Genomic DNA, 16,148 nt, shown 5'->3' on the forward strand with positions numbered 1-16,148 from the left:
TTAACAAGTCAAATTCAATAAATTTCCTTGGTAAAGAATCTTGCTCAATGCGTCATTTGAATTATCAAACTCACAACCTGTTACCAGTAATTTTCCGCCTGTTTCTAGATAACTTTCCAAAATTCTTGCCAACTTCTTCTGAATCGCATCGGTACTATTATAAAATTCTTCAATATTTTCAATCATCACAACATCAAATTCTTCTAGAAAATGAACATTTTGTACTATTTCAATCGCTAGACTAACTCCAACTACTCTTTTCACTTTCCTATTCATCTCTCGATAGTAAAATTCTATGTGGTCAACAAAGCTCCTTCTAATCTGATCAACATCTGAAATAATATATAAAAGTTGTCCGATATAGCTCTTTTGAGGGATCCCCAAAAAATCACTTACTTCACGATTGATACTGTCAAAAGAACTTCTCAACCTAGTATCTGAGTCCAAATTTCTGTATAGCAAATCGATAAATATTTCTAAAATTTCCATATCATTAAACACAGTGTTTTCTTTCAAGTCATTGTTATTCATATGCATTTCCTTTCTTCTATCCCTGTAATCCAAAACCTATTAATCGTTGAGTTGATTCCAACTCTGATAATTCTTGGATGGCGTTTTTAATATCAGCTTCTATTACGACATTCATCTCTGTTTCTTCTAAGGTTCTATTGCCTATCTTTTCCATCACTCGAGTCGCCTGTTGATACAAACAAGCTTCTATTAGTTTACGAACATAACGACCATTGCCAAAATGTTCGGTTGTTCCAACTTTTGAAAAATGCGAATACAATACTTCCTCATAGTTAGATTCAATAGAATACTCTTTTTTACTCAACATCATTCTAAAAATTTCATACAGTTCGTCCACAGAGTAATCTTCAAAATGAATGTTGTTTGAGATTCGAGATTGTAATCCTGGATTCGTACCTATAAAATTGTGCATCAAATCTTTATAACCAGCAAAAATAACAACTACCTCATTACGACGATTTTCCATTTCTTGAATAATGGTGGGTATAGCTTCATTAGCAAAATCTCTTTCACTCTGTGGAATCAGACTGTAAGCCTCATCGATAAACAGTACGCCACCACTTGCACTATCAAACACCTTTTTTATTTTTGGTGCTGTTTGGCCAACATATTCCCCAATAAGATCTGCTCTTCCAACCTCTACTATCTTGTTTTCTGCGATCAATCCATGTTCATACAGGATTTCTGTATAAAGACGAGCTACCTCTGTCTTACCCGTCCCTGGATTTCCTGTAAATAACAAGTGCCCATTACTTTCTTCAACATGATAGCCTCTTTCTTTCCTCAGTTTCGATAGTTGTTCAAAAGCAACTTGTTGTCTGATTAATTTTTTTACAGATTGAAGACCAATCATTTGATTCAGCCTCTTCTCAGCTTGGCCACATTTACTTTTAGATTGTTCCTTTTGCAAACTAAAGTGACCCAGATCCAGCAATCCGTTTTCTTGACAATAATTGGTTGCCACCGCATATTCATGGATTCTCTGAACCATTCGTCGAATATCTTTTGCATTGATGAGATTTGAAGCCTTTTCTACATACTCCCTAACAATTTTCTTGTCTATACTAATTCGTCTTTTTGCTAATAGTTGAATAGCAATTTCAACCAGTTCGTCATTTGTATAAAGAGGAAACTCGATTCTATTTACATTATAGTATTCCTCCTGTAATTCCATTTCTATTTTTTTAGCTTCTTCAGTCGATTGAGCAATTAGAATACAAATATTATTCTCCTTCTTTGTATTGATATTAGCGAAAAGTTCTAATTTAGGACGAGCTCTTGCTTTTAAATAGTCATAAACAACTGGAAATTGTTTTTCTTCAGTCTTAGGAAGAAAGTATTCGCTACAATGAGTATCAACTGCTTTCAAGTCGAACAAGCGTTCTAAATATTGGAGGGCATATTTTCGTCCAGTCCCCTTTTGACCGTTGAAAATTAAGAAAAATGGCTCTTTCGTATGCGATTCTAAATAGTTTGATTGATAGGCTAAATAGTTTATAAGATGCTGAATACTATTTTTGAATGTAGTAAGACCAATCATATTTTCTGATAAAACATCCTCATTCAGAGTAAGACCTTGCTTATCTTCCTTTGATTGCTTCAATAAGAAATAACCAAATTCTCCCAAATTTTCACGCCCAACTTTTTCAATAAAATCATTCTCGTTTAGTGAAGAATAGCCATCTAAATAGACATCCACTTTCCAAAGTGATTGAACCTTTTTTGCTATTTCTCGTTTTGTATTTGCAGCTCCCGTTACAATAAATAAATCTTCTTTTTCCTTCAAAAAATACATCCAATTATTTTCTTGTGTAAAAGATTCACTAGGTCGCTCTAGTTGCTGTACATCTCCCATTAATTTTATGTGATAATAGTTCATCTTTACCCCTCTATTCTGATATTCTCAATAAGAAGTATATAAAAATAGATGGACAAAATATGTCCATCTTTGCTTATTGTTAAACTTAAGTGTCATTCCACCCTACTTTATTTTCAGTGCATCTTGGCTCAAGGGCAATATCACTGCTTAGAATTCCTTCAGTAAGACACAGACAACACACTGTTCCGTTCATTCTCTCAATAGAAGAAGACCTGCATTAGATTTTCAAAAAATAAATATATCCAAACAACTCTCCCTACTCCACACTCTTAATCCGTTTCTTAATCTTCTGACCAAACTCCATCATTCTCCGCTTTTCCTCCGGCCAGATTTTGGTCACGCGGTCAACAGCAATTATGAAGATGATTACCGCAGCATAGTCCTTGGCTTTTTCAATCAGACCAACACTTTCAGCAACTACTAAAAGTAGATAGAATGTGAATAAAATAGTTCGTTTGGGCAGAGCCATCAAAAACTCAATCCCTGCCTTATAGCCCAAATAAATCTGCCGATTAAGCCCTTTTGCCTTTTCCAAACGACGATTGAGAAAGGCACGAATCCGCTTGTAAAACCAATCCGAAGTCAGAAAAAGTGATTGGGTACCAATTACAATCAAAGAAACATTATTGGCATGTTCTTCCTTAAGCCCAAGCGCTCTAGTCACAACATAGGTCCAATCACCATTATCAATACAGATAAAAATAGTAAAGTAAACAACCGCTCCCGCTACTATAACAAGGGGAAGGGCACGGATATATTTCAACATAGAATAACCTCTCTTGGACAAATCTTAGAACCTATATTCATAAACAAAGTGTTCTTATGCAAGAAATCGTTTTTGCTCATCAAGGCAATTTTTTGAAGGAATACTTGACTCTATCATCATTTAGTTTCACCTTATTGCTTCGACGAGTAAAAAGCTCCTGTGGCTGTTTTCGCCTACCACCTAATTGGTCAGGAATTTCCTTTCCTTATCTCCACCTTCAAACACTCCAATGGAAGCGATGAACTGTGAACATAGGTTCTTATATATATTGTAATATGTTATACCAAATACGGTCAAGCAGGGGCTAGAATTTCAGATGCGACAACTGTGCATCCTTAGCATTTTTTACTTACCCCAAAAAGAAGAAGACCTCCAATCGGGAGCAAGTCTCTTCTATTTTATCTATAATTCCACACCAAAGACTTCTAATTGCTTTAATTCGGCAGCAGTCAACCTGCGGTATTCTCCAAGCGCTAATTTTGAATCTAAGCGAAGAGGCCCCATGGTCAATCGTTGCAAGTCTGTCACCGTCTTTCCGCAGGCCTGTACCATGCGTTTGACCTGGTGAAATTTCCCTTCTCGGATGGTGATGTCAACCAGTGAGGTCTGCTTAGCTTCATCTGTAAAGAGGATGGTCAACTGGGCTGGCTGACAGGTAAAGTCTTTCAGCTCCATTCCTGCCGCAAATCGTTCGACATCCTCTTGGGTCATGATTCCGTCAACTTGAGCACGGTAGATTTTGTCAACATGTTTTTTCGGAGAAAGCATGGCATGAGCCAGCTGACCGTTGTTGGTCAAGAGGAGCAAGCCATGGGTATCGATGTCCAAGCGCCCAACTGGAAAAACTTCCTTCTGGCGAGCTGTATTATCTAGCAGGTCCAAGACAGTCCGATGGCGGTCATCCTCGGTTGCTGAAATAACTCCTTTGGGTTTGTTCAATACATAATAAACAAAGGTCTCATGGCTCAAGACCTGGCCTGCTACTGCAATCTGGTCCGTCTTTTCATCAATCTGTTGCTTGGGGGACGTCTCTACTTGGCCATTGACTGTGACTTGCTTGTTTTTCAGGACTTTCTTGACTTCTGTCCGACTGCCAACACCACAATCCACTAAAAATTTATCTAATCGCATACGAGTTTCTTTTCCATTTTGATATATTCTGCTTGCTGTTCTCTTTCTGTAAATCCAAGAGCATGAAAGAGGGTTTGAGCTGCTTGATGAGAGCTAGCAACTGTCAGTTTGATACTAGCTGGCTGAACATGTTCCACTATGTAATCTTCAATAGTCTGATAGAAAGCTCTGCCATTTCCCTGACCTGTCAAAGACGGTTTCATACCCAAACGAATGTCAACGGTCTCACCATCTTGGTCAATACAGAAATAGCCCATGAGGGCGGCATTACGGATGACTGCAAAAAAGCGGTCCCCACGCGCCTCCGGTGAAATCATCTCAGCATAGATCTTGGGGTTTGCACTAATCGTATAGGCATCCAAAGGTGGTTGATAGCGCCATTGGTTAGCAATTTCCAATGCCAGATCCTGGGGCAGGGGCATGATGTAAAAATAATCCATTCTTCGGAAATTTTTTGCCAAATTTTTAATCCGACGGTTTTGGGTGGCGTAATTATCTGTCTGATAGACATAATCCGCATAGCCCAACTGATAGGAGGGAATCATGTCCTTAAAAATCAACTGAACATCCTCGGGAAAGCGAAGTATTAATTCATTTAAGCGGTTGTTTTCTAACATAGGAATATTATACCACAGTCCAAACAGCAACCCTAAGAATATATATTAAACGTCTATTAACCACTCAAAATCGCGAGAATATATAAAGTCAATAGTCTATATACCTTATCTAAAATTCATAAAGCTTTTAAAACTTTTGTTAAAGAGTCTTATTGCGGTTAGATACATCTCTGAAAGATAAGAAAACACCTGATAACCACTGAAGATACTGCCATTTTTGAGATGTTTCACCAGGCTACTTTTTATCTACTAAGTATTATTTTTGGAGGCGGTTGAGTGAGCTTATTCGTAGAAAAATAGTATAAAATAAGCACAGATTAGCTCTAGAAAAAGTTAGCTTTTACATATTGGTGAAAGACTCGCAAAATAGACAATAAGTTACCTGATTATTTTTATTAATGATGACATGTTAAGAGTGACCATCTATCCTCAAACTATTTAGAGAAAATAGAGATACTAGTCAATTACTGCAAGTAGTAATCATTGTAAATTTTTATCATACTATTAATGGATTCACGAATTTCATCAATATTTGGCTTTGTTCGGCTAGAGCCCGTAGGTAATGTATTATCATCACCTGGATGATCTATATAGTTTCTAATATAGGCACTCATAGATTTATCAATTCGATTATCTCGAGGGTTTTTATTTTGATGATTTTCATCTACTAGAGTAATGTAAGCTTGCTCACTGAGCCAATCATCGAAGCTAGCTATACTTACACCAACAGTCTTGTTTCCCGCATCATAAGTTTCTCGCGTTTCACGCGCTTTATTATGCAGTAATCCAAAAAGCTCATTATGAAATTCTTCACTAACAACGCCGAAAGCTTTATAATTGATTTCACCCCAAGAAGGACTATAGGGAAATAGATTTAACTGAATATCTTCCTCTATATTAATAGTATTTTCAGCCCTAGAAAAAATACTCAGTTTATTTATCTCACTATTGAAATTTTTCAATAGATATGGCGAATGTGTAGTAATAAATATTTGATGATTGTACGACAGCCTGTTTAAAGACTGAAGCAATTTATCCTGAGCCGAAGGGTGTAGAAATGTTTCGGGCTCATCTATGAAAAATAAAATAGGTTTAGAAATTCCTCCAGATTCATCTCCTATCTGCGAATATACCTGTATCAGTGTTAATGCAAGAGCTCGCTGCATACCCGTACCTTTTTCAGAAATATCCGTCTGAATACCATTATCTTCTAATAAAATTTTCCCAGTTTTAAAAAAATTATCAATCGTTGGTATACCGAAAGAAAAATTGACTTTTGTTTCTCCATATTGATTTTTCATAATATCTTCAATTTTGGACTGCAAACCATTCAAAATATTAACTAATCCTTCATCCCCAAAAGTTTCTTTATGCGCCTTTTCAAATTCTATCCATTTATCAGACTTTCTAAAATTTTCGGTAATATTATTAATTAATTTACTTACTATCGTTGTTGTTTTTCCAAAATTATTATACTCATCGCTATTTAAATCTGACCAAACAAACTGCGAATCAAATAGTGCCGAAACAGTGTCCCCGACACCGAAAGGATTTTCAAAAATATTAGTCTCTGGATTGAACGCTGAGACATTCTTAATCGAAATCTCCTTATCTTTCCCTCTGCTATCTCTCCAACTACTAGGCTTAGAGCTTTTCCTGATTACTAGTTTTGAATCATCAATAAGATATGGTTGAAATTTTTTTAAGTCTTCTCGTTCTAAAAATTCAGCTAAATTTTCGTCCTCAAATGTTATCTCTACCGTAACATCATTATCTTCTTCCCCCTTCGTAATCCATCCTTCTTTTGTTTTGGCCGACTTAAGAAACTCAATAGCTTTAAAGATTGTAGTCTTACCGCAGTTATTATTACCAACAAAATAATTAACCCCAGCATTAAAGGTTAATTCTTTCACACCCTTAAAACATTTAAAGTTTTCTAACTTCATTTTCGAAATATACATTTTAGTCTGCCTTTCAATTTTATTATTTTAGCAATATTATAGCATATTAAATGTGGTTTTTTGGGCAAAAGATGATGTAAACTTTAATATTTGTTTTACATTATAACAACAAAATAATACTCAACGAAAATCAAAAGTAGCCTAGGAAACGAAGTCGAAGATAGAACTGGAGTTCATCAAGACAAGTTGACAACGGATAATTTTGATTTTCGAAGAGTATAAACAGGAAAACTTCACTCGTATACTAATAGACTATTCAGTGAGGTGTGGACATTATACCAAAAAGGAGCGGAAATCCGCTCCTAATCTATCTGTGTTTTTTTATTTACTGGCTAGTTTTTGCCCAGCCTCACTTCTTCAGTTGTTTATAAATCAAGCCAGCGCTTATCAAGGCACAGCCGATGGCGTAGATACCAAAGGCTCCTGTTGGGGTTGGGTTGAGTTTTTCCAGATAAGTCGGCAAGATGGCAGATGTGGCTCCGCCGATATTGCAGCCCATAAGGACGATTGTCATGACTGCATTGAGCAAGGCCTTAGGCGCTCGGTCTGTTACCTGACTAAAGACAATGGTTAGAATGATGCTGTAGAAAAATCCTGACACCATACCACCGAGCCCAAGCACCCAGAGATTATCCGCAAAGGCAATGCCGACAACCGCGAGTCCAAAGACCACGTAGGAAACCGCTAAAAGCCAGCCCTTCAAATGACCAACCAGGCTACTAAAGACCGTCCCTGCCACAATCCCCATGACCTGCATAAGACTGAGAATGAGACTGGCTTGCTGAGCAGTACCAATGCCCTTGGCCAAAACAATTTGAGGAATACGAATGGTCAGGAAGGTATTGACATTGATAACAAAGAAGGCTAAGAATGCCAGATAAATGCCCATCATCCACATGGTCTTGTCCAGTTTGACCTTGGGTGCGTTCTCCTCAACCTTCACCTCCATGCGTGCCAGCAATTCCTCCTTGGGAACAAAGAGAAGGAAGAGAGCCAAAATGACCAAGGCAAAAAGGTAGACCAAGAAGGCAGGTTGCCAACCAAACTGGGTCAACCAACCGACAAGGAGGGTAAGTCCTGCGCTTCCCAAAACCTCTGCTGAACCACGCAAGCCCATCATCTGTACCCGCTCCTGACCGGTGAAAAAATTACCGATGATATTAATAGCACGCGCATTGATCAAACCAATCCCCAAACCAAGCAAGATACGAGCCAATAAAATCAGAGGATAAGCAGTTAGAAACATGGGCAAAGCTCCGCCAATGGCCATAAGCAAAAGCCCTGCAATGATAATGTTTCGTTCAGACAAGAAACGGACAACTAGACCGTTTGCCAATAGAGTAACCATAATAGCAAAGGAGGTCACCGTAATCAAGTTTTCCACCTGGGCCGCTGCGATTCCCTGCTGAGCAAAATACTCAATCATCTGCGGAATAGCTGGTGAAACTGCAAATGTCGAAACCAGCATGGTGGATAGGGCCAGCAAACTGGCTTTTTCTAAAATTCTTTTCATTTTTCTCCCTTTCAACGTTCGTCTTTTACTAGTATAACAGATTTGAAAGCGAATGGATAGAAAAGTCCGACTTTTATTCTCTCCCATTTCATGCTATACTTATCTTAACTATATTCAAAGGAGAGAATCATGTCTGTTATTGAACGATTGACAAAAGCTGCCCATTTGATTGACATGGATGACATCATCCGTGAAGGGCATCCAACCCTACGCCAGGTCGCTGAAGAAGTTGCATTTCCCCTATCTGATCAGGAAATTATTTTAGGCGAAAAAATGATGCAATTCCTCAAACATTCGCAGGATCCAGTCATGGCGGAGAAGATGAAACTCCGTGGCGGAGTTGGTCTAGCAGCACCTCAGATTGACGTTTCCAAACGCATCATTGCTGTCTTAGTCCCAAATCCAGAAGATGAGGAAGGCAACCCACCTGCCCAAGCCTACTCCCTCCAAGAAGTCATGTACAACCCTAAAATCGTGGCACACTCTGTCCAAGAAGCGGCTATGGAAGGGGGCGAAGGCTGCCTATCTGTTGACCGCGAAGTCCAAGGCTACGTAGTCCGCCACGCGCGCGTGACTGTTGATTACATGGACAAAAACGGAGAAAAGCACCGCATCAAACTCAAAGGATTTAATGCCATCGTGGTCCAACACGAAATCGACCACCTCAACGGTGTCATGTTCTACGACCGCATTGACCCAGAACACCCATTTGCCGTTAAAGAAGGCATGCTGGTGATTGAATAAACATAAGAAACTGACTGAAATTATTTTCAGCCAGTTTTTTTCTGGTACGAAAAAACGACCCTTTCGGATCGTTCTCAATTATCTTAGTAATATTCCCCTTGTCTATAATCCCAAGAGTTGAAGTGGTCAGACAAGTGCATCATGATTTTATCGATGTCCAGACCCTTACGGATGACAACTGGGCATGGGCTGATAGAACGGCTATCTGCACCTTGTTCTGGAATCAGTTTACCATCTTTATCTACCATTGACACCATAACCCCTTGCTCATAGCGGGTTTCGATGGTCTTGTCTGGCTGGATAGATGCCACATAGTCGTCCGCCTCGATAATCAAGTCTACCTTATAAGCGATACGCTCACCAATACCTTCTACCTTACCACGATTTCCCTTACCTGATGGGTTAGCAGATGAAGCGTAGACCATACGGCCTTCTTTTTCCCACATTTCCTTGGCAATCTGCTCGCCAGCCACACCAAACTTGATAACAAAGCATGAAGTCCCACGAACGTCGGTCATCAACTCTTCACGACCATCGCCATAAGCCTGCAACTTGGCATAAGCCTCTGGTTTCCAAGGCAGGATACAGCCCAACAAAATGTCCTCATCCCAATGTTTTTGGTAGAAAGCATCAATCTCAGGAGTCAACTGAGCCAACTCACGAAGCTCCTCCATGCTACCACAAAGGACCACGCCCGGCTTATTACGTTTACGCTCTTTAGCGTCAAATTTACGTTCCAAACCAGCCTTGTCAGCAGTCATGATGATGTAACCAACCTTAGTCGGGCAGACAATCACGCCTCCCTCACCCTTGATAATCTCAAGACCTTCTTGTGAAAGTGCGCCATCCCAGTGAATTTGTTTCGTCATAATAATTTCCTCTTTTCTTTTGTTCCATAGCAGAGCGACCTGCTTGTTTTCTAATATATTTAGTTTTGCCAGTAGCTTGGGCGATTCCCCTCATACTCAGCAATCAAATCCTGATACTGTAATGTAATACCAATATTATCCAAGCCATTGAGCAATTTGTGTTTCCAGTCCTGTTCGATGTCGAATGGGAATTCCCCAAAAGGCGTCCGTATCAACTGGTCTGCCAAGTCAATCGTGATTTCCTGGTCAGGAGCCAGCTGAGCCAGTTGGTCCCTGACTTCTTTGGGCTGGATAATGGGCAGAATCCCATTGTTCAAGTCATTGTTGTAGTGAATATCCCCAAAGGAGCCTGCAATGATAACCTTGAAGCCATAATCTGCCAGAGCCCAAGCAGCGTGTTCCCTAGAAGAACCTGCTCCGAAGTTATCCCCAGATATGAGAATACTGGCTCCTTGATACTCAGGCTGATTGAGAATGAAATCAGGATTATCCGTGTAGTTATCATCCAAGTACCGCCAAGCATAGAGCAGATATTTGCCAAAGCCTTTTTTGTCAATCAGCTTGAGAAACTGCTTGGGCAGGAGCTGGTCAGTATCAATATTATCATTCATGAGCGGAACGGTTGTTCCTGTCCATGTGGTAAATTGGTGCATTAAACTCCCTCCTTGAGAATGTCTAGCTGTCTAGTGTCGACAAATCGTCCAAAAAGCGCAGCTGCGGCAGCCATAGCAGGACTACACAAGTGGGTCTTGGCCCCAAAGCCCTGTCGGTCTTCAAAGTTTCGATTACTTGTAGAGGCGCAGTGGACACCAGCAGGTACCTTGTCTGGATTCATACCCAGACACATGGAGCAACCTGGATCTCGCCATTCAAAGCCTGCCTCCATGAAAATTTTGTCTAGCCCAAGCTTTTCTGCAGCTCGCTTGACAGGGCGACTACCTGGAACGACAATGGCCGTAACCTGCTCTGCTATTTTCCGCCCCTTAACAATCTGAGCTGCCAGCTGCAAATCGCTGAGGCGAGCATTGGTACAAGAGCCTAGGAAGACATAGCCAACGGGAATATCCGCAGCCTTTTGCCCAGGAGCCAAGTCCATGTAAGCGTAGGCCCGCTCGTCGTTGTGGTCACGGATAGCTGGGAAGGTTTCGTCAAAGCTAACCCCCATAGCAGGCGTCGTTCCCCAAGTGACCATCGGTGCCAAGTCCGACACATCAAGGACCAGGTGCTTGTCATAGACGGTGTCGGCATCTGAGTAGAGCTCCTTCCAGTCTGCCACAGCCGCCTCAAAGTCAGCTGGTGCACACTCACGACATCGCAGGTAGTCAAAAGTGGTCTGGTCTGGAGCCATAATGCCCATCTTAGAGCCGAACTCAATGGACATATTGCAAATGGTCATCCGTTCTTCCATGCTGAGTCGGTCGATGACTGGACCAGCAAACTCCACCACATGACCCAGTCCACAATCCACGCCGTAGCGGGCAATCAGAGCCAGAATAAAGTCCTTGGCATAGACACCTGCTTGGGCCTGACCGACAAACTCCACTAGGAGCCGCTTAGGTTTGACCTGCCAAATGGTCTGGGTTGCCAGGACATGCTCCACTTCGGAAGTACCAATCCCAAAGGCAATGGCTCCAAATGCTCCGTGAGTGGCTGTGTGACTATCTCCACAAACGATGAACTTTCCTGGCTGGGTCCTGCCTGTTTCTGGTCCAACCATGTGGACAATGCCCTGATGTTCCGAACCGTGGGCTGCGTGGGGAATGCCAAAATCTTCTATATTCTTCGCCAAGGCATCCATCTGAGCCTTGGAAATGACATCACGAATATTGTGAATATCGACGGTTGGTACGTTGTGGTCAAAGGTCGCAAAGGTCAAGTCTGGGCGCCGAACAGGTCGCCCTGTATCCCTCAATCCTTGAAAGGCCTGGGGACTGGTCACCTCGTGGACATAATGCTGATCGACATAGAGGAGCTGGGGCTGACCTTCCTTCCCTGTAATCACATGGCGATCCCAGAGCTTATCGAAAATGGATTTGCCACTCATGGTGACCTCCTTTCAAGCTGTTCAATAATAGCCGCTGTCATTTCTTTGGTAGAGGCGCTACCACCTAGGTCTTTAGTGAAAATCCCCTTGGCAAAGACCGCTTCAACTGCCTGGCGAATGGTCTGACCTGCTTGGACCAAATCAAAACTTTCTTCCAGCATCATGGCAACAGATAGAATCATGCTGACAGGATTAGCAATGCCCTGACCTGCAATATCTGGTGCCGAACCATGGATAGGTTCGTAGAGACTGGGACCTGCCACCGCATGACTAGCAGAAGGCAGAACCCCTAGCGTTCCTGTTAATACGCTGGCCTCATCCGACAAAATATCTCCGAAAAGATTTTCCGTCACCAAGACGTCAAATCGACTAGGATTGGTAATCAAAAGCATGGCTGCACTGTCCACCAACTGGTGCTCCAAGGTCACATCTGGGTAGTCCTTAGCCACCTCATCCGCTACCTTCCGCCACAATTTTGACGTCGCCAGTACATTTTGCTTATCAATGCTGGTGACTTTTTTCCGTCTTTTTTGGGCTAGGTCAAAGGCAGAGCGGACAACTCGTTCGATTTCTTCTGCCTGATAGGTATTGCTATCGCTGGCTTGGTCTGTCTCCAGAATATGCTCTCCAAAATAAATCCCACCTGTCAACTCCCGTACCATGACCAAATCCACACCATCCAGCCGGTCGGCTTTCAGAGGAGAATAGTCTTTCAGGCTATCAAAAATTTTGACCGGACGGATATTGGCAAAGAGACCCAATTCCTTCCGAAGTTGAAGCAAGCCTTGTTCTGGTCGAACAGCTGCATCATCATATTGAGGGCTACCGATAGCTGCTAACAAAATCGCATCCGCCTGACGGCAGGCTTGTAAGGTAGCATCTGGTAGAGGATGGCCAGCCGCATCAATCCCAGCGCCACCAAAAGCTCTCTCCTCAATCTCATAATCAAATCCTACTTGCCCAGCAACAGCCTCGAGGACTGCTAGGCCAGCCTCCATGATTTCAGGACCGATTCCATCACCAGCCAAGGCTACAATTTTTTTCGTCATATTTCCTCCTAGCTAGTTGGCAACTCTTTCTCAGATAGTTTCTTATCAATCTGTCCGCTATTTTCTTTCTGTACCATGACATTGGCATGAATATAAGCAATTGCAGAAGCCTTCAATACGTCAAAGTCAATACCAGAGGCGTTAAAGACGGTTTCTGTTGCCTTGTTTTCTACGGCGACAAGCACACGCGCTTGGGCATCAATTCCATCGGTAATGGCGTCGATATGATAACGTTCCAAGCTGATTTCCTGCTGGAAGAATTGGTCAATGGCATTAAAGACAGCCTCAACCGAACCCTTGCCTGACTCAACAACAACCACTTCTTCCTCATCTTGATTGATAAAGGTAACTTGAGCCTGAATGCTTCCGTCAGACTGACTATCCAAACGCAAATCTTTAAATTGGAAACCATCACGATTGCTGATTTCTGTCCCAGCTACCAAGGCACGAATATCTGCGTCCGTAATTTTTTCTTTCTTGTCTGCCAGATTTTTAAAGCGAGCAAACAAACTAGCAACATCACTTTCTTCAAAATACAAGTCTAATTCTTTCAGCTTTTCTACAAAGGCATGGCGACCAGATAGTTTACCCAGTGGCAGAGAATTTTTCTTGACCCCTACCAACTCAGGTGTAATGATTTCATAAGTCAATGGATTTTTCAAGACACCATCTTGGTGGATACCTGACTCATGAGAGAAGGCATTGCCACCGACCACCGCCTTATTGCGTGGAATGGCTATCCCAGAAAAGCGAGATACTAATTCCGAAGTATTGAGCGTTTCCTTAAGGACAATCGGACTGGTCACATCGTAAAAATCTTTCCGAATTTCAAGGGCAACAGCTACTTCTTCAAGGGCCGCATTTCCTGCTCGCTCACCGATACCGTTGATAGTTCCCTCAACACGACCGGCACCGTTTTTTATGGCTGAAAGGGTATTGGCAACAGCCATACCAAGGTCATTGTGGCAATGGGGACTGAAAATAATCTCACGGTCCGATTTGACGTTGCTTGTCAAGTAACGGAAAATTTCTCCGTAGTGCTGCGGGGTCGTAAAGCCGACTGTATCTGGAATGTTGATGTAGGTCGCACCGGCATCTACCGCTGTCTGCACCACTTGAAGCAAATAATCCAACTCCGTCCGTGTCGCATCCTCTGGCGAGAACTCTACCACCTCAAAACGCTCACGGGCATAGCTGACATGTTCAGTGATTTGCGCCAAAATTTCTTCCTTGGTCTTTTGAAGTTTGAATTCACGGTGAATGGGACTGGTCGCAATGAAAACATGGATCTGCGGATACTTGGCATCTTTCAGAGCCTCATAACAAGCGTCAATGTCTGATTTGACTGACCGAGCCAAACCTGTTACAGCCGTCTTGGTCATAGCCGCCGCAATCTGACGAACCGCTTCAAAAGAATCAGGACTGGCCGCTGGGAAACCCGCTTCAATGGCAGAAATCCCCCATTTCTCCAACTGCTTGGCGATGGTCACTTTTTCCTTGATAGAAAAATTCACACCAGGCGTCTGTTCACCATCCCGTAAAGTCGTATCTAAAAATTCAATCACACGCATAAGAATACCTTTCTAAACTCTTCAAATTAAAGATATACGAACAACTAGTTCCTTACTCTATAATTTTGACAGTCCATTCAACTTACTTTTAGTACTAGCTCCAACAGTCAGAGTAGTGACTGTTGGAGGTGGGAAATAGAGCGAACTTAGTTCGCATCAAAAGCCGAAGACAGCTTGCATAGTCCAGTGGACTGTGCAAGGTCGGAGATTAGACTTGCAAAGCAAATCACATCCGTGGAGTACGGCAAAGCGAGTTCAAATAATGATGAAATTATTTGAAGTTGGAAATAAGGAAACGAAGTTTCAAACTACCACTCTTTTAATGACAGGTGGTAGGCTGAAAACCTCCACTGGAGCTTTTCAGTCGTCGAAGTAATAAAAGTAAACTAAATGACGATAAAAAAGAAAACACCTCGAGGATAACCACCTGCGAGATGTTGTCAACAGCGCCCGCTTGGTAAGCCAAACAGGACTAATGCTACCTAGTGCACTAGCCCAACCGTCGCAACAACAAAGTAAAGTTTGTAGTGACTGGTTTCATTTGACTTTTTCCTTTCAGTGTTCTGGAACCTGTATTCACAGTTCAGCACTTTTATCTAAGGCTAGTATTTCAGCTACTCATCGTTAGTTTTTTTCAAAATACGGGCAGTATTCCTTCAAAAAACTGCCTTGATTAGCGAAAAATCACCTCTTATATACAAGTGCTTTACTTGTGAATACAGGTTCTTAATTGTTTACAATGATACCTTACTTTTTTTCACTTGTCAATACAAATGTTGAAATTTTCTGAAAAATCCGAACAATACGGCAATTCACGCAAATCCCTCCACAAATAAAACCAAACCTCATCCTGAACTGCTCCCTGTCAAGTGGACAATGAAATAATAAAAGATTAGGCGACGGCCTTGTTCCTCATTTCAAGAGGTGCAAAGCCGTTGTTGCGTTCTTGAAAACGTTGATGATTATAAAAATAGATGTAGGCATCAATATCTGACACCAGCTCCTCAAAAGTCTTATACTTCTTCAAATCATAGCACTCCGTCTTAAAGTGCCCAAAGAAGCTCTCAATTGGTGCGTTGTCAATACACTTACCAACACGAGACATAGAGCGTGTCATCTGATACTGAGTCGTCAGACGGTAATAATCTTTCGAAGTATATTGTGAACCTCGGTCGCTGTGAATCAATGGTGTCGCCTCAGGATTAGCTGTTCGGGCTTTACGAAGTGTTTCGAATACCAATTCATTATCATTAAACTGACCAACCACATAAGCGACAATTGAGCCGTCGTAAAGGTCCTTAATCGCACTCAAATAGGCTTTACAGCCGATACCGTACTTCAAAAACGTCACATCTGTACACCATTTCTGATTGGGGGCAGTAGCTGTAAAATCACGATTGAGAATATTGTCTTCTACATTGACAAAGCTAGTCTTGGTGCAATATCCCTTGGATCTTCTGATAATGGAGCGAA

General features: G+C 41.7%; 14 protein-coding genes. 1 reads left to right on the forward strand and 13 read right to left on the reverse strand.

Going from position 1 to position 16,148, the window contains the following annotated elements:
- From K5Q29_RS08155 to K5Q29_RS08190, 7 genes are all read right to left on the reverse strand, one after another.
- Positions 1-531 (reverse strand): hypothetical protein, encoded by a 531-nt coding sequence (locus K5Q29_RS08155; protein ID WP_024407948.1) that lies wholly within the window; start codon positions 529-531, stop codon positions 1-3.
- Between the two features lie 16 nt (positions 532-547).
- Complete coding sequence (locus K5Q29_RS08160; protein ID WP_239515212.1) at positions 548-2,410, reverse strand: AAA family ATPase; 1,863 nt, start codon at positions 2,408-2,410, stop codon at positions 548-550.
- Positions 2,411-2,666: 256 nt separating this feature from the next.
- The gene (locus K5Q29_RS08165; RefSeq protein WP_205032663.1) at positions 2,667-3,176 is read right to left on the reverse strand and encodes a hypothetical protein; all 510 of its coding nucleotides are present in this window, start codon (positions 3,174-3,176) and stop codon (positions 2,667-2,669) included.
- Between the two features lie 402 nt (positions 3,177-3,578).
- A complete protein-coding gene (locus K5Q29_RS08170) occupies positions 3,579-4,307 on the reverse strand; it encodes a pseudouridine synthase (protein WP_205032664.1) in 729 nt (242 codons plus the stop codon).
- Positions 4,298-4,924 (reverse strand): GNAT family N-acetyltransferase, encoded by a 627-nt coding sequence (locus tag K5Q29_RS08175; protein ID WP_239515213.1) that lies wholly within the window; start codon positions 4,922-4,924, stop codon positions 4,298-4,300. The genes K5Q29_RS08170 and K5Q29_RS08175 overlap by 10 nt, the downstream gene beginning before the upstream one ends.
- Positions 4,925-5,388: 464 nt before the next feature.
- The gene (locus K5Q29_RS08185) at positions 5,389-6,885 is read right to left on the reverse strand and encodes an ATP-dependent endonuclease (protein ID WP_205032665.1); all 1,497 of its coding nucleotides are present in this window, start codon (positions 6,883-6,885) and stop codon (positions 5,389-5,391) included.
- A 349-nt stretch (positions 6,886-7,234) separates the two neighbouring features.
- A complete protein-coding gene (locus K5Q29_RS08190) occupies positions 7,235-8,398 on the reverse strand; it encodes an MFS transporter (protein ID WP_205032666.1) in 1,164 nt (387 codons plus the stop codon).
- 129 nt (positions 8,399-8,527) lie between these two features.
- On the opposite strand from K5Q29_RS08190, the gene def reads away from it, so the two are divergent.
- Entirely contained in the window at positions 8,528-9,142 is a 615-nt protein-coding gene (def, locus tag K5Q29_RS08195) for a peptide deformylase (RefSeq protein WP_002938371.1), read from the forward strand.
- A gap of 83 nt (positions 9,143-9,225) precedes the next feature.
- On the opposite strand, the gene K5Q29_RS08200 is transcribed toward def, so the two are convergent.
- The 6 genes from K5Q29_RS08200 to K5Q29_RS08225 all read right to left on the reverse strand — a co-directional run.
- Positions 9,226-10,011 carry an L-threonylcarbamoyladenylate synthase gene (locus K5Q29_RS08200; protein ID WP_105139695.1) on the reverse strand — a complete coding sequence of 262 codons (786 nt, stop codon included), beginning with the start codon at positions 10,009-10,011 and terminating at the stop codon, positions 9,226-9,228.
- A gap of 59 nt (positions 10,012-10,070) precedes the next feature.
- Positions 10,071-10,664: a 3-isopropylmalate dehydratase small subunit gene (gene leuD, locus K5Q29_RS08205; protein ID WP_105139696.1), complete on the reverse strand. Its 594-nt coding sequence runs from the start codon at positions 10,662-10,664 to the stop codon at positions 10,071-10,073.
- Positions 10,664-12,055, reverse strand: a complete 1,392-nt coding sequence (gene leuC / locus K5Q29_RS08210; protein WP_105139697.1) for a 3-isopropylmalate dehydratase large subunit — start codon at positions 12,053-12,055, stop codon at positions 10,664-10,666. The genes leuD and leuC overlap by 1 nt, the downstream gene beginning before the upstream one ends.
- Entirely contained in the window at positions 12,052-13,104 is a 1,053-nt protein-coding gene (leuB, locus tag K5Q29_RS08215; protein ID WP_105139698.1) for a 3-isopropylmalate dehydrogenase, read from the reverse strand. Before leuB ends, leuC begins: the two co-directional genes overlap by 4 nt.
- A gap of 8 nt (positions 13,105-13,112) precedes the next feature.
- Complete coding sequence (locus K5Q29_RS08220) at positions 13,113-14,675, reverse strand: 2-isopropylmalate synthase (protein WP_105139699.1); 1,563 nt, start codon at positions 14,673-14,675, stop codon at positions 13,113-13,115.
- 892 nt (positions 14,676-15,567) lie between these two features.
- The coding region (locus tag K5Q29_RS08225) for an IS3 family transposase (protein WP_205032667.1) at positions 15,568-16,148 on the reverse strand (581 nt) is incomplete at its 5' end.

The organism is Streptococcus sp. 2018037 (assembly GCF_019754195.1).
In the GTDB taxonomy this organism is placed as follows: domain Bacteria; phylum Bacillota; class Bacilli; order Lactobacillales; family Streptococcaceae; genus Streptococcus; species Streptococcus hashimotonensis.